This window comes from Bacillus sp. YC2, assembly GCF_019891195.1.
Taxonomy (GTDB): domain Bacteria; phylum Bacillota; class Bacilli; order Bacillales; family Bacillaceae; genus Bacillus.
The window spans coordinates 523,966-537,680 of the sequence record NZ_JAHXDO010000001.1 but is presented as its reverse complement, the minus strand read 5'-3'; the positions used below and the strand labels follow the sequence as shown (position 1 = coordinate 537,680).

13 protein-coding genes and 3 pseudogenes are annotated in these 13,715 nt (G+C 46.0%); 13 read left to right on the top strand and 3 right to left on the bottom strand.

Annotation, left to right across the window (positions count from 1 at the left end):
* Positions 1-9: 9 nt before the first annotated feature.
* Positions 10-2,784 carry a DEAD/DEAH box helicase gene (locus tag KY305_RS02665; protein ID WP_223061239.1) on the bottom strand — a complete coding sequence of 925 codons (2,775 nt, stop codon included), beginning with the start codon at positions 2,782-2,784 and terminating at the stop codon, positions 10-12.
* Positions 2,771-4,381, bottom strand: coding sequence for an SWIM zinc finger family protein (locus tag KY305_RS02660; protein WP_223061238.1), 1,611 nt, complete (start codon positions 4,379-4,381; stop codon positions 2,771-2,773). The genes KY305_RS02665 and KY305_RS02660 overlap by 14 nt, the downstream gene beginning before the upstream one ends.
* Before the next feature lie 204 nt (positions 4,382-4,585).
* On the opposite strand from KY305_RS02660, the gene KY305_RS02655 reads away from it, so the two are divergent.
* From KY305_RS02655 to KY305_RS02625, 7 genes and pseudogenes are all read left to right on the top strand, one after another.
* Complete coding sequence (locus KY305_RS02655; RefSeq protein ID WP_223061237.1) at positions 4,586-4,729, top strand: YwzD family small protein; 144 nt, start codon at positions 4,586-4,588, stop codon at positions 4,727-4,729.
* A 255-nt stretch (positions 4,730-4,984) separates the two neighbouring features.
* Positions 4,985-5,731 (top strand): protein-tyrosine kinase activator TkmA, encoded by a 747-nt coding sequence (gene tkmA, locus KY305_RS02650; protein WP_223061236.1) that lies wholly within the window; start codon positions 4,985-4,987, stop codon positions 5,729-5,731.
* On the top strand, positions 5,718-6,407 hold the full coding sequence (locus tag KY305_RS02645) for a CpsD/CapB family tyrosine-protein kinase (RefSeq protein ID WP_223061235.1): 690 nt from the start codon (positions 5,718-5,720) through the stop codon (positions 6,405-6,407). The genes tkmA and KY305_RS02645 overlap by 14 nt, the downstream gene beginning before the upstream one ends.
* Positions 6,408-6,464: 57 nt before the next feature.
* Positions 6,465-7,229: a tyrosine-protein phosphatase gene (locus KY305_RS02640; protein WP_223061234.1), complete on the top strand. Its 765-nt coding sequence runs from the start codon at positions 6,465-6,467 to the stop codon at positions 7,227-7,229.
* 73 nt (positions 7,230-7,302) lie between these two features.
* On the top strand, positions 7,303-7,470 hold the full coding sequence (locus tag KY305_RS02635; protein WP_223061233.1) for a hypothetical protein: 168 nt from the start codon (positions 7,303-7,305) through the stop codon (positions 7,468-7,470).
* Positions 7,467-8,780 (top strand): UDP-glucose dehydrogenase family protein, encoded by a 1,314-nt coding sequence (locus KY305_RS02630; RefSeq protein ID WP_223061232.1) that lies wholly within the window; start codon positions 7,467-7,469, stop codon positions 8,778-8,780. The genes KY305_RS02635 and KY305_RS02630 overlap by 4 nt, the downstream gene beginning before the upstream one ends.
* A 90-nt stretch (positions 8,781-8,870) precedes the next feature.
* A pseudogene (locus tag KY305_RS02625) lies at positions 8,871-9,448 on the top strand (DUF1963 domain-containing protein).
* Here the strand turns inward: KY305_RS02625 and KY305_RS02620 are convergent.
* Complete coding sequence (locus KY305_RS02620) at positions 9,445-9,696, bottom strand: hypothetical protein (protein WP_223061231.1); 252 nt, start codon at positions 9,694-9,696, stop codon at positions 9,445-9,447. The pseudogene KY305_RS02625 and the gene KY305_RS02620 overlap by 4 nt on opposite strands.
* Before the next feature lie 286 nt (positions 9,697-9,982).
* Between KY305_RS02620 and KY305_RS02615 the strand changes: the two genes are divergently transcribed.
* From KY305_RS02615 to KY305_RS02595, 6 genes and pseudogenes are all read left to right on the top strand, one after another.
* Positions 9,983-10,417 carry a DUF5082 domain-containing protein gene (locus KY305_RS02615; RefSeq protein ID WP_223061230.1) on the top strand — a complete coding sequence of 145 codons (435 nt, stop codon included), beginning with the start codon at positions 9,983-9,985 and terminating at the stop codon, positions 10,415-10,417.
* Entirely contained in the window at positions 10,417-10,677 is a 261-nt protein-coding gene (locus KY305_RS02610) for a YwqI/YxiC family protein (RefSeq protein ID WP_223061229.1), read from the top strand. The genes KY305_RS02615 and KY305_RS02610 overlap by 1 nt, the downstream gene beginning before the upstream one ends.
* A gap of 19 nt (positions 10,678-10,696) precedes the next feature.
* Positions 10,697-11,870, top strand: a pseudogene (locus KY305_RS20305) (ribonuclease YeeF family protein); the annotation flags it as partial.
* Between the two features lie 239 nt (positions 11,871-12,109).
* Complete coding sequence (locus KY305_RS20300; protein ID WP_262417582.1) at positions 12,110-12,613, top strand: CdiA family toxin C-terminal domain-containing protein; 504 nt, start codon at positions 12,110-12,112, stop codon at positions 12,611-12,613.
* Positions 12,614-12,627: 14 nt separating this feature from the next.
* Positions 12,628-13,020 (top strand): ribonuclease toxin immunity protein CdiI, encoded by a 393-nt coding sequence (gene cdiI, locus KY305_RS02600; RefSeq protein ID WP_223061227.1) that lies wholly within the window; start codon positions 12,628-12,630, stop codon positions 13,018-13,020.
* 235 nt (positions 13,021-13,255) lie between these two features.
* Positions 13,256-13,702: pseudogene (locus KY305_RS02595) on the top strand (T7SS effector LXG polymorphic toxin); the annotation flags it as partial.
* Positions 13,703-13,715 lie beyond the last annotated feature (13 nt).

Below are 13,715 nucleotides of genomic sequence, written 5' to 3'. Positions count from 1 at the left end.
TTTTTGTCATCAGTGTGATTGCGCCGAGGCGCTGAGTGTAAATAATTCTTCAAGCTCCTCGGAAGAAAGCTCGGTAATCCAATTCTCACTTTGGATAATCTGGTCATTCAGTGTTTGTTTCGTTTCAAGCATCAAATCGATTTTCTCTTCAATTGTCCCCGTTGTAATTAATTTATGAACGTGGACAAACCGCTCCTGACCGATTCTGTAGGCGCGGTCAGTTGCTTGATTTTCAACCGCGGGGTTCCACCATCTGTCATAATGGATGACGTGATTGGCGGCCGTGAGATTCAGTCCGGTGCCGCCTGCTTTCAGTGACAGGATGAGCGTCGGATACTCCTTCTTTTGAAAGCGTTCAACGAGAGAATCGCGTTCCTGCTTGGAGAGGCTCCCGTTTAAAAACTGAACCGGTTCCCCGAATGTTTTTTCCAGAAGGCGTTTCATCATGTTACCCATCTGGATGTACTGGGTGAAAATGAGACAGCTTTCGCCCTGTTCCCGGATAGCCGCCATCAATTCAAGCAGCTTTTCCAGTTTTACGGATCTCCCGGCTAACAGTTCGGCCTGCTCTTCCTTTAAATAGAGTGCGGGATGGTCGCATATTTGCTTCAGTCGCCCGAGCATGCTCAAAATCAGTGCTTTCCGCTGCATGCCGGTTAAAGAAGACATATGCTCAAACGTATCTTTGACAAGCTGTTCATAAAGCGACGCCTGTTCGGCAGACAGCGGAATGAATTCTTTTTCTTCAAGCTTGTCAGGGAGATTGAGCGCCACTTCTTCATCGCGTTTTGTCCGCCGCAATAAAAACGGGCGGATTAACTGCTGCAGCTGCCCGATTCTTTTTTCATCCCGGTCTTTTTCAATCGGCAGGACATAGCGTTTATGAAAGCCGGTCAGACTGCCGAGATATCCTTTGTTCATAAAATCAAAGATCGACCAAAGCTCTGTCAGGCGGTTTTCCATCGGGGTTCCGCTCAGCGCGATATGATGGACGCCTCTCAGCTTTCTGATCGCGCGTGACTGTTTCGTGTGTGCGTTTTTAATATTTTGCGCTTCATCAAGACAGATTGTGCTCCACGTCACGGAGGAAAGCTCCTCGTGATCGGCGTGCGACAAACCGTAAGACGTGAGGACGACATCCGCGTCTTCATAAGCTGCGGCAAACGTATCTTCCTTCGGGCGGCGCGGCCCGTAATGGAGCGCGGCTTTCAGCTGCGGCGCAAACGTCTGAAGCTCACGCTGCCAGTTGCCGAGCACCGATGTCGGCGCAATGATCAGGGCCGGTGTTTTTTGCCGTCCGCTCTCCTTTACATGGAGAAAATAGGCGATCATTTGAATTGTCTTTCCAAGCCCCATATCATCGGCGAGGCAGGCGCCAAAGCCGTTCTCACGCAAAAACAGGAGCCAGTTCATGCCGTATGTCTGATAAGGGCGGAGCTCACCTTGAAAAGCCGGGCTGACTTCATGCTCCGGAATATCCGCCGCGTCCGTCAGTTTACGAATCAAGCTTCTAAGCTGCTTTGACAGTTCAATTTGAATGCCGGCAAACGCTGACGAGTCAATGAATTCCGCGTCCTCTGCTCCGCCTTCATTCTGATCCATCAGCTCGCGTGCCAATACATCGGACATATGAAGGCCTTCTGATTCCGCTTTTTCCATCAGCTTTTTCATCTGTTTAATGAATTGCGGATCAATTTTCACCCACTGACCGCGTATATTGACAAGCCGCCTGTTGCTTGCGACAAGCTCATTAAACTCATCCTCTGTCAGCTCAATGCCGTTTGTGGCGAACCGCCAGTTGAAATCCAGCAGCGCGTTCATGCCGACGAAGGACTCGCCCCGCGGCGCGGAAGACACTTTCGCTTTAAGCATCATATTGCTGTCTCTGACAATCTGCCACCAGGATGGGAGGAGAATCTCCACACCCATGTCGACAAGCGTCTCACTCGCTTCCGATAAGAAAATCCACGCCTCTTCCTCAGAAATGAGGCTCGTTCCCGAATCAAACGAAAGCCAGGGGACCGTTCTGTGAAATCGGTCCTGTTCGCGCGCGATTTTGCCGCTGTACGCCTGCCACGATTTTTTCAGTCCCTTCAATCCGTCGAAAAAGGTAATGCCGCCGCTTTTTTTATCACGTAAAAACATTTCGATTTTCCAGTCGTCACCGTCAAAATCAGGCTCGTTTAACCGAAGCCCGACGGTAAACGGCGTCAGGTCGTCATGCCAGCCGATCCCCTCCAGAAAATCATCCTCATCCAAAAAGGATCCTCTGAACGTATGAACCGCCGGCGACCGGGTTTCGATATTCTGCCATTTTTCCCGGAGGTCATCATGATACTGAATGTAGTCCTGAACGGCGGCGGAAAACCAATCTGCCGTAAACCCTTCCAACAGCAGTTCACGATCCTTCCAGCGCAACACGCCATTTTTCCATGCTTCATAATCCGGCAGAAAATCCCCGTCCGCGATAAATTCATATATGGTGGAAGCCGCTTCGATCAATGGCTCCGTTTCTTTTGTCAGCTGTACGGTACTGAATGAGTTGAACGAGTTTTTGCCGAGCAGCTCGACCGTCATCCACGGGCTGAGCAAAACCGCCGGGGTGCCGATGAAGCTGACGTCTTCAAGAAACGTTCCGTAAAATGTGGACTCATGCCACTGGAACAAATGGGTCTTCATTTGGCTGAGAGTAAGCGGCTGCTCATTTTCATCATAGCTTGACAGCGTAAATGTCCAATCTTCCATTTGTTCAACATGAATGAAAATTTCCTTAAGACTCGCCATCAATCAACTTTCCTTTCTGCAATTCTTCTTGAAGGGCGCGGAGCCGTTTGTAGCTGCCGCTCAGCTGGTTGATATACCGCTCCCATACCTGCTGTTTTTTTGCCTTTTTATATAAAGTCCGCAGTTTTTTCAAATGGCGGGCAGCCTCTTTGTAAGCATTGCGGTTTTTTTGGTCGATAAAAAAGGCGGCCGCTCTGTGATAGGAGGGGATGAGAGCTTCCGGATCGTTTGCGGCAATCTCCTTAAGAATGTTCTTTTCAATTTCCCATACGGAAAAGCCGACGAGGCTGTGAATCTCCACCCACTCCGCATACCGCCGTTTTTCGTACAAGTACTGGCTGTATTCTGTAAACGTATAGGGAAGGCAGCCTGAAGCAAATCGTTCAAACAGCGAATCGTCATGAGAATGCTTAGCATAGTCTGACAGCATGACAAACAGCTCGCCTATACACTCGCGCATTTCTTTAAACGGCTTATCAAGCTTCGTATAATTCACCGCAAGGGGTTCGATATGTCCGTACCATGTTTTCAGCCGCTTCCAGTCTTTTTTCGCGCCAAGCTCACTCAGCCATTGGAAGGTATACGGCAGCGCGTCAGGAGGAAAGCGGGTGATTTCTTCAAACACAGCTTCATCGTCTTTCTGCAAAAATGCCAAATGAAGCCTTCCGAATCGCACTTCAGGTGAAAAGCGGCGTCCGGCTTCTTTTGCGAGAATTTCCTGTTCACGCGCCACCCATTTCGGCCGGTTAAGAAGTGCGCTCCAAATTTCACCGAATACCCGGAGGCGTTCATATTGGAAGAGATCCTCCTTAAACAGCAGCTTGCGCAATACCGGGGGCGTCCGATCTAAAAAGGGATCAAGCGAAAAAGACAGGGCGTACGTTTTCAGCCTGTCAATGGAAGTGTAAATCGTATCCATCAGCTGCTCCACATACGGATTCATGCTGTAGAAATCTTTCTCGGCATCCAATTTGCCTGACTCCATCAGCGTAAACATGTGAAGCCAGACGGCAAGAGCCGAATGTATTTGATATAAGCTTTTCAGCTCAGGTTTTTTCGGGGCATGTTTTTTGAGCGCTGACAGGTAGCCGTAGTAAAGCCCTTGCATCGTTTGGCTTCCGTCCGGCGTCCGCGCTTCCCACAGCGAGTATTCAGATTCGAAAAAAGCCAGCCAGCTTGACAGCGACTCTTCATTAGGCAGCACCTTTTCCTGAAACTGCCGGCGGACAAGCTCCTTGCTTTCCTCAAGCTTTTCTCTCTCCAGCCAATGCTCCGTAAAGGAACCGACCCGCTCAAACATTGCATATACATATAAAAAAGCGGCCAGCACGTGGCGGCAGATCGTGTCTGATGGGCATGAACAGCCGCTTTTCACGATAAGAAACAAGTTCAGCGTGACCCGCACAGGCACAACGTCCTGGACATAAGCAGAAACCTCTGTCGGGCCTGCTGCCTGTAAACGATAGACCGAATCCTGCCGATATAAAATGAGTGCCTTTTTAATCAGCTGAACATTTTCTTCGTTGTAAGGGAGAAGTTCCTTCAGCTGTTCAGCCGCAGCCAGCACATCTTCTTTAGAAATCATATCCTGAAGCATGATTATCGCTCCTAACCGAGTCACAAAATAAAAAGATTCCAATTCCTCTATTATATCGCAACACATGGCCGGGAAAAAGTTTTTCCTAAAAAAGGACATAAAAACCCGGATGTGTCGAATGATGTATTAGAGATTGCAAAACAGCATCCGACAGCATATAATAATCTTGTTTTCAATTTAATGGAAGACGAAAGGAAACGAATGATGAAGAACACGAAGTTAAATCAAGAGGAGTTTCTGAAGATTTTAATGCATGCGCACGACATCGGTGAGCAGTCCTCTGAGATAACCACAAAAGAAATGCTTGAGAATTTGATTTCTCATATTAAAAATGGATATGCAACATAAAGGTCCCGCGAGCTTAAGCTTCGGGATTTTTTAATTGAATAAATTCCGAATAACAAAAAATAAAGCCGTGTTCATATCAGTTTGTGAAGCGCTTACAAGAATAATCGGAATAGAAGCAATTGTCTATATTTGTCGAATATTGTCATTTGAAAAGATTAGAAATGGCGGTTCAAAGCTGTATAATCGTAATTGGAAAAAAGTTAATTGGAGGGAATAGGAATACATCTCAATGTATCAAGCTGATATGGAGGTTATATGGGAGAATCTAAAAGCTTAAAGGAAATCGTCTCAGTACTGCGGAAGCGTCTGCTGTTTATACTTATCATAACCGCAGCGGCTGTTGCCGCAGGCGGATTCATCAGTTTCTTCGCTCTTACGCCGGTCTATGAAAACTCAACCCAAATATTGGTCAATCAATCAAAAAACGATCAGAAAGAAGTCCAATTTAATGACGTTCAAACCAACCTCCAATTAATCAACACGTATAATGTCATCATTAAAAGCCCAGCCATTCTTGATGTGGTGATCAAAGACATGAATCTTTCGATGACTTCAAAAGAGCTGGATTCTAAAATCACGGTATCCAGCGAGCAGGATTCCCAAGTCGTGACGATCGCGGTGCGGGATACGAATGCAAAACGGGCGGCTGATATGGCAAATACGGTTGCTTCAGTCTTTCAGCACAAGATCACATCCATCATGAATGTGGACAATGTCAGCATTCTTTCAAAAGCGGAAGTGTCGGACAGCCCCTCACCTGTGGAGCCTAAACGCAGCCTGAATATCGCGATTGCGTTTGCACTTGGGCTGCTGGGAGGGATCGGCCTTGCCTTTTTACTGGAATATTTGGACAATACGATCAAATCGGAGGAGCAGCTGGAATCACTGCTGGACATCCCCGTTTTGGGAACGGTTACTTCAATCAGCACCAAAGAAAACCCAGCCAAGAGCCTGAAAGGGGCTGAATCAAAACACGCGGGGAGTGGACATGTTGACGCATAGAAAAAATAAGCTTAACAAACGCAGCGTGATCACGATGTCAGAGCCAAAGTCGATCAATTCAGAGCAATATCGAACCATTCGCACGAATATCGAGTTTTCTTCTATCGACACAGAAGTGAAATCGCTCATGATCACATCGGCCGGGCCGGAAGAAGGAAAATCAACAACGGCCGCTAATCTTGCCGTCGTGTTTGCGCAGCAGGGAAAAAAAGTGCTCTTAGTTGACGCGGATTTACGGAAACCGACTGTGCACATCACTTTTAAATTGGACAACGGAACCGGCTTAACGTCGCTATTGTTAAACCAAATCCCGCTTAAGAAAGCCGTCCTGCCGTCGGGGGAAGCCAATCTTGATATTTTAACGAGCGGACCGATCCCGCCAAACCCGGCGGAGCTATTATCAACAAAGGCAATGAAAGACGTGCTCGCTGAAGCCGGCGCCATTTACGATAAAGTGATTGTAGACACGCCGCCCGTGCTGGCCGCAGCGGATACGAAAATTTTGGGCAGCTATACAGACGGCTCTATCATGGTGATCTCAAGCGGAAAAACCGACAAAGAAAAAGCAGCCAAGGCAAAAGACGCACTTGTTTCATGCCGAAGCAAGCTGATCGGAGCAGTCATGAACGGAAAGAAACAAACGAAACACTCGGACTACGCCTATTACGGACACTGATGCCGATAATGGGCGCGGTCCGTTATTTTTAACAGCAAAGATAGGAGGGATTGAGGTTTGATTGATATCCACTGTCACATCCTTCCTTCAATAGATGATGGCGCGGCGCATGATGCAGAAAGCTTAAAGATGGCAAGAGAGGCCGTCAGACAAGGGATTGATACGATCATTGCGACGCCGCATCACATCAAAGGCAGGTATGACACTGACCGGAATACTGTCAGAGAAGCGGTCGGAAGGTTAAACAAACGTTTGAATAATGAAGGCATTGCGCTGACCGTTCTTCCCGGTCAGGAAATCAGAATAGGCGGAGAAATGCTGCGTGATCTTCAAAGAGGCGCTCTGATTCCTCTGCATGATACGAAATATGTTTTGGCGGAGTTCCCGGCTGATCACGTTCCGGCCTATGCCGAAAGGCTTTTTTATGAGATGCAGCTGAACGGTTATGTTCCTGTCATCGCCCACCCGGAACGAAACAGAGAAATCTGCGAAAATCCGTCCGTGCTGTACAGTCTTGTGAAAAAAGGCGCGGCTGCCCAAGTGACGTCGGGGTGCGTTGCCGGAGCATTCGGGAGAAAGGCGAAGTCCTTTTCGCTTCAGCTCATCGAGGCTAATCTGATTCATTTTCTGGCATCGGATGCCCATAATCTCGGGACGAGGAATTTTTGTTATCAAGAAGCGCTTGGCGTTTTGGAAAAAGAGGCGGGAACCGAGCTGATTTACATGTTTGCGGAAAACGCGGCGCTTCTGCTGCAGAACAAATCCCTCTATAAGGAACCTCCGCTGCCCGTAGCACGGCGTAAGCGCTGGGGCCTTTTTTAATAAAAAACAAAGTTTCCCCGCATATATGTATGATATTGTGACAGCCTCTGTTTCCTAGGAGGAAGCGGCTGTTTTGCAAGATCATCTTTTTATGCTTATGCTATTATCAGCGGCCGGAGCCGTTCTTCCTTCATATGACTGGGGATACGTCTGTCCGGCATTCAACAGAAGCCGGATTCATATGATAATAACGGTAAAGCTGCCAAGCAGCAATTTCTTAACGGTTGGGGGAACACGATGAAGATAACAGTGATCGGAACAGGCTACGTCGGTCTTGTGACGGGAGTGTCTCTTTCAGAAATCGGCCATTACGTAACATGCATAGATATTGACGAACGTAAAGTTGAGCAAATGAGAAAGGGAATATCCCCTATCTTTGAACCGAGCCTTGAAGATATGATGAAAAAAAATATCGGCCAAAGGCGGCTGATCTTTGAAACCAGTTACGAAAAAGGGCTTGCGGAAGCCGAGGTCATTTTTATAGCGGTCGGCACGCCGCAAAAGGAAGACGGGCACGCAAACCTCACCTCTATTGAAAATGTCGCCGAACAGATTGCTGAACATATAGAGAAAGATGCAATCGTGGTGACAAAAAGCACGGTGCCCGTAGGAACGAATGACAGAATCGGTGAAATCATTCATTCACGCCTCAAAGCGGACGTGGTGATCTCAATTGCCTCAAATCCTGAATTTCTGCGTGAAGGCTCTGCGATTCACGATACCTTTCACGGTGACCGCATTGTGATCGGGGCTGAAAATCTGCAAACGAGAGAAACACTTGAACGGGTTTTCGCACCGTTCGATATCCCGATTTATCATACAGATATCAGAAGCGCCGAAATGATCAAATACGCGTCAAACGCCTTTTTAGCGGCAAAAATCAGTTTCATCAATGAAATTTCTCATATATGTGAAAAGGTCGGGGCTGATGTTGAGTCAGTCGCTCACGGCATGGGGCTGGATAAACGGATCGGAAACCAATTTTTAAAAGCCGGCATCGGTTACGGCGGATCATGCTTTCCGAAAGACACAAACGCCCTCGTGCAAATTGCCGGACATGTGGCGCATGATTTTGAGCTGCTGAAATCAGTCATTAAAGTGAACAATAACCAGCCGTCTTTGCTTGTCGATAAAGTGCTGAACAGGCTCGGCGGCGTAACGGGGAAGACCATTTGCTTATTAGGGCTGTCTTTTAAACCGAATACGGATGACATGCGGGATGCGCCGTCTATCGTTATTGCGAATCGCCTGGCCGCCCTTGATGCCCGTATGAAAGCATACGATCCGATTGCTTCAGGGCGGGCGTCCCAATTGCTCCCTGATGCGGTCGAATATCACGAATCCATTGAAGATGCTGTCAGAGGGGCGGATGCAGTTATGATTTTGACGGACTGGGAAGATATTAAACACTTTCCGTTAGCGTCCTATCAAACGCTGATGGCTGAACCGATCATTTTCGACGGCAGAAACTGCCATTCCTTGGAGGAAGCGGAGCAAGCGGGCGTGGAATATGTCTCAATCGGAAGAAGAGCCGTCATTCCTGCAACATAATTGTGCACTTGACTGGCCGCCCGCCGGTCTTTTGATAAACGTAAACGAGGGTGATACATAGTGAAAAAAATCGTTTAATTGCCTGAGCAGATGGAAGCAAGCCGCCAAACGCTGGAAAAATCAGCGAGGCCGTTTTTAAAATTACACGTCCAAAAAGCGGGAACGGAGCGGTATGACTGTAAAATCGCAGGGAATGGCTTGCCCTCCAAATCAATTCTGCCGAAATGCCGGAGCTTCCTTATTTCCCGGCTTCCGGTATTCTTCAGTTTTACGTATCAGTCAGTGATGATGTCTGCGGTCTGGATTTTGAGGACCAATGCGGCCAAACTGGTTTTTCGATCAAATACTTTGAGCATATCGCGGAAGGTGAAGCTGAACTCGTTGATGATTTTTCGTTTGTTCAGGTTGAGGAAGATGATGATTTTCTGATTCAATCTGAGGCTGCCATCACCCCGGAACTGTCCGTTGAATGGGTGCTGCCGTCTGACTTCCAATTCGAGCAGTTTGATGAAGATGTGTATGACGAATATACGGAAAGCGGATTCGGCCACAAAATCGGCGGATATGTTTTCTTTACACAAGTTGACCCGCGGTAATCGCGAATTTCTTTATCGCACCTGATGATTTGAAGAAAAAAAGACGTTTTATACAACTGTGACTGCTCTTAATGCTTCACCCAAAAGGTCAAGGCTCCCGACAGCAGCGTCAGTAAAGGAAACAAGATAAGCCAAATGACAAAATCAGACCCGAAAGTCTCAAAATACAGCATAAACACAAACAATGATAACAAGACGGCAGACGGCATGAGCCACAAAGCATGTTTTTTGAAAATCAGTGTACCGATGATCCCGAATACAAAAATGGACAGAAAAGGATACACAACGAAAAACCACATCATAGGGCTGATAAAGGTCATGGTTTTGCACCTCGTTTCAAGATATAGTATCAGTAAAGGAGACAGTAAAATTCTGTCTCTTTTTTTAGGCGGTTTATCATGGCCGATGAAGCTTAAAAACCGCTTGTCAAAATGAATGATTCGTAAGTCTTTTGGCATTATATCCGAACATACCGTCTGGTGAAAATAAGTCGTTTAACCTATTTAAGCCATCTTCTGTCTATTTTAAAATATAATATATGGAAATATAGTATGGAAAAGTCTGTGCTTTTCGTACGACTTTTTGAGTAAGACGAGGTGAAAAAAGATGAGCCATTCAAGCACATTAAGCCATATTAACAGCACAATCAGCCATAAACTGGGCGAGATCGAACACCAAATTGATAAATTGGAAGCAGCGAAGAAACATATAGAATCCCTGCAGGAGGAGGGCATGTCTGAAATCAAAGACATCCTCAGACCGCATCTGGATCATCATTGGACCGGTAAATTCGCTGAGGAATTTGATGAGCGGCGCGATCAGGCCCACACACAAGCATACAGAATCGTCGGAGACAAGTACGACGGTTATGTGTATCGAATCGGTTTAAAGATGACACAGCTGGAAATTGAAAAAGGAGGCCTCCTTGCCGCCAAAAGCATCGCGAGAGAGGCAGAGCACCTGATGACGCTCGGAGAAGAAGCCATTGACGCAGTAGGAGAAAAAATACAATCAATTAAAAGAAGCTGGAGTTGGTTTTAATGGCAGAAATAAAGCTGAAATACGGCGCGGTCATCAAACAGCTTGAGGCGGTCAGCCGCGCCCTGGAGGCTGTTTCCATCGCCGGTCCCGGGTCGAACGGAAAAAACAAGCTCGACTATACCTCGAAGTTTCAGTCGCGCGAGGCAAAGCTGCATTCGATGATCGGCGAATATAAACAAGCCGTTCATAAAAACATTGCCGATGTGAAAGACAACGTAGATTCACTGAAAGAACAAGACGAGGCGATAGCCGTAAAATAGCTATAGAAAGGGCAGTCAGATGAGCAAAGTGTTTGAATCACAATCTTTAATTGACGAAGCCGCAAAGAGAAAAGAACAATATGAAGCGCTTGAAGAGCAGCTGAATACGCTGAAACAAGCGTTTCAAGGCATAGCCGATCTGGATGGCGATTTTAAAGGAAAAGGCGCAGACAATATTAAAGATTTTTTTCAGGGACAAGCGGAAATCGCCGAAAGCTGGCTGACCCTTGTCTCCTCTCAAATTACCTTTTTAAAAGGGATCTCAGGAGAGATAAAAGACCGAAACCTCAGTGATTCCTATGCAGAAACATCATTTCTGGAGCATGAGGCTGCCAATGGAGAGGCAAAAGCGTCAGAAATGATGTCGGCGCAAAAATCCGAAGCCGATTCCATTTTATCAGGCATCCGCGATATCATTGCCTTAGAACCGTATTCACTCGATGATTTCGCTGATGACATGTCAAAGGCCCAAAACATCAGACGGGCCACCATAACAGCGATTGAAGAGCTTGACCATTCCCTGACAGCGGAATATCAAAATTTAGAAGCTTTAGATCATGCCGTACTTAATAAATATTCTGTTTTAATGCAGGCGACAAGCAACGGGAAAAGCGCGTCCCCTATGTACTTTGACAAAAAAGCCTTCCATAGCAATGACATTTATAAAGGCGCCATTGAGGTTGAAAAACAAGGTGCTGCCTATATTGAAGCAAAAGCGCAGCAAGCCGAAGCCCGGCGGTTAAAAGAAAAGCAGGAAGCTGAAGCCAATAAGCCGTGGTACGAAAAAACGTGGGACAGTATCTGCACCTTTACAGGTGAAATCAGCGGCTACTATGATTATAAAAGAGCAGCTGAAGGGATTGACCCGGTAACGGGGGAAACGTTATCTGCCGCAGAACGGATCACGGCGGGCGCCATGGCGGCTGCGGGCTTCATCCCGGTCGTCGGCTGGGCGGGACGGGCTTTTAAAGGCGGAAAAGCCCTATACAAAACCGGAAAAACCGTCATGGCAGCAGAACACGCCCTCGACGCCTATAAAACAGGCAAATCAATGGATATCCTCAAAATGACGGAAATGGGCGCTTACGGCCTCGCCGCCTCAAACGGATTCACAGAAGCCGTCACAGGCCGGGATATGTTCGGAAATCAAGTGTCCGAAGAAAAAAGGAAGCAAGGGGCGCTGGAAGCAGCACTGAACCTCGTCGGTGCCGGTGCGTTAGCCAAATACGCCCGCAAAGGCATTCCGCTCTCAACACCTCCAAAGATCCAAAAAGCAAACAACATCCTTGAACAAATCAAACAATTCAAAGTCCCGACAAAAGTCCGGGTATACGCAGAACAGCCCGTAACAACGAACGGCTTCCCAATCGGCCTTCCGAGAGTCCGCGCAGATGTCGAAAAGACCGCTGTGAAAGACTTTGGGATTGTGAAGATGGTGGGGAATGGCGGCAATAGAAGCTTAAAAACTATCGCATACAAGCTGGGGTTTGACGAACATCTCATTAAAGTAGAGGGTTTTTCTCAGAAAAAAGGAGTTATTGGCGGACATAACCTAGATGAATTTTATGGCTATCTTAAAAAAGAGGGTATACCGATAAACGAGTTATCCCGAACCCCACACGAAAACATTAAAGGGGTATATGAAATTGAATATCAAATTCCGGCTAGGGACAGTGCTGGGAACATTGTTGAAGGTGAATGGAAGAAAAAACCCTTCACGAAAACAGTTATTGATCCAAGGGAAATTTCAAATGAGAAAATTATTGAACTTGGTAAAGAAGCAATGGAAGAAGGAATAGGCAATCATAGAATAGTCAAACAAAACAATAGTAATGATATAATAGAGGGCAAATCTTCAAATGGTTTGAAATTTAAAGGTTACAGAAACCCGGAGAACGGTGAAATATTGAATTATCACCCTGTATTAGAATGGTAGAAAGAGTGATTGGAATGAAAAACATTATAGATTTATTTGATAATGAAAAAAAAGAATTATCACCGATGATTAATTATTTTATATCACTATCTGATAAAAAGTTTTTAAAGGTTCTCAGGTGCTTTTCTGAAGGTAACGGGTACGGTGATGAATACCATATGTGTACGTTCTCAGGTGATTTAGATCCTTGGGATGAAGACTATTTTGAAAGCGGAATCGAATTCTTAGACGGTACTGGAGAATCAGATATTTCTATAATAGTTGATAATGACACGTTCTATAAATATTTGGAGATCATCTCGAATGAATATGTGAGGAACTACCCGGATGATAAAAGTGAAGTAGAGGTTCTTTTAAAAAAGACTAAGCAAAACATAAAAAATATAAATATACCAGGAAAAAATTAAAGTGTGGCTATACTGTGATTTAACTAAATGGCTGGGCTGGATTTGATTATTGTTACCTTGAGGCTCCTTGTTTCTCAAGGTTTTTTGTTTAGAAATTCGCTCGATTAATAACTTTAAAAAGAGAAAAATAATATTATAACTGTCCGTTGTCGAACGGCTTTCGGAAGGCAGCGGGCTCCAATCGGGTCGTTCTCCAACGGGTAAGGCGGAAATGAGCGCCTACGGCCTTGCCGCCAAAGTCCCGACAAAAGTCCGGGTATACGCAGAACAGCCCGTAACAACGAACGGCTTCCCAATCGGCCTTCCGAGAGTCCGCGCAGATGTCGAAAAGACCGCTGTGAAAGACTTTGGGATTGTGAAGATGGTGGGGAATGGCGGCGGGACTAACAAAAAACTTTTTGGTGAAAAAGGGACTCAATTTGCAAGTAAAACAACATGGCAAAATGGAAAAACTGAAAGAATCGATATTGAAAATCCTAATCCGGGACAAAGAGAAGGCCAAATTCACTATCATGAACCTAATAACAAAAAATGGTACTTTGATATCGAAACGAAAAAGTTTTATAACCAAAAAACAGGTGAAGATGCACCTAGTAAAATCTAAAAAATTCTCAAGGATAAAGATGTCCAAAAAGCCATAAATAAAGGGATGAAATTTTTAGGAGAGGATCCTATCTTTTAGTATAGGAGTGTAA

Excerpts from the sequence above, each read along its gene's own strand:
- KY305_RS02620 (WP_223061231.1), bottom strand. The coding sequence starts at position 9,696 with ATGACCTTTATCAGCCCTATGATGTGGTTTTTCGTTGTGTATCCTTTT.
- KY305_RS02630 (WP_223061232.1), top strand. The coding sequence starts at position 7,467 with ATGAAGATAACAGTGATCGGAACAGGCTACGTCGGTCTTGTGACGGGA.
- KY305_RS02645 (WP_223061235.1), top strand. The coding sequence starts at position 5,718 with ATGTTGACGCATAGAAAAAATAAGCTTAACAAACGCAGCGTGATCACG.
- KY305_RS02615 (WP_223061230.1), top strand. The coding sequence starts at position 9,983 with ATGAGCCATTCAAGCACATTAAGCCATATTAACAGCACAATCAGCCAT.
- KY305_RS02660 (WP_223061238.1), bottom strand. The coding sequence starts at position 4,381 with ATGCTTCAGGATATGATTTCTAAAGAAGATGTGCTGGCTGCGGCTGAA.
- KY305_RS02665 (WP_223061239.1), bottom strand. The coding sequence starts at position 2,784 with ATGGCGAGTCTTAAGGAAATTTTCATTCATGTTGAACAAATGGAAGAT.
- tkmA (WP_223061236.1), top strand. The coding sequence starts at position 4,985 with ATGGGAGAATCTAAAAGCTTAAAGGAAATCGTCTCAGTACTGCGGAAG.
- cdiI (WP_223061227.1), top strand. The coding sequence starts at position 12,628 with ATGAAAAACATTATAGATTTATTTGATAATGAAAAAAAAGAATTATCA.
- KY305_RS02655 (WP_223061237.1), top strand. The coding sequence starts at position 4,586 with ATGAAGAACACGAAGTTAAATCAAGAGGAGTTTCTGAAGATTTTAATG.
- KY305_RS20300 (WP_262417582.1), top strand. The coding sequence starts at position 12,110 with ATGGTGGGGAATGGCGGCAATAGAAGCTTAAAAACTATCGCATACAAG.
- KY305_RS02610 (WP_223061229.1), top strand. The coding sequence starts at position 10,417 with ATGGCAGAAATAAAGCTGAAATACGGCGCGGTCATCAAACAGCTTGAG.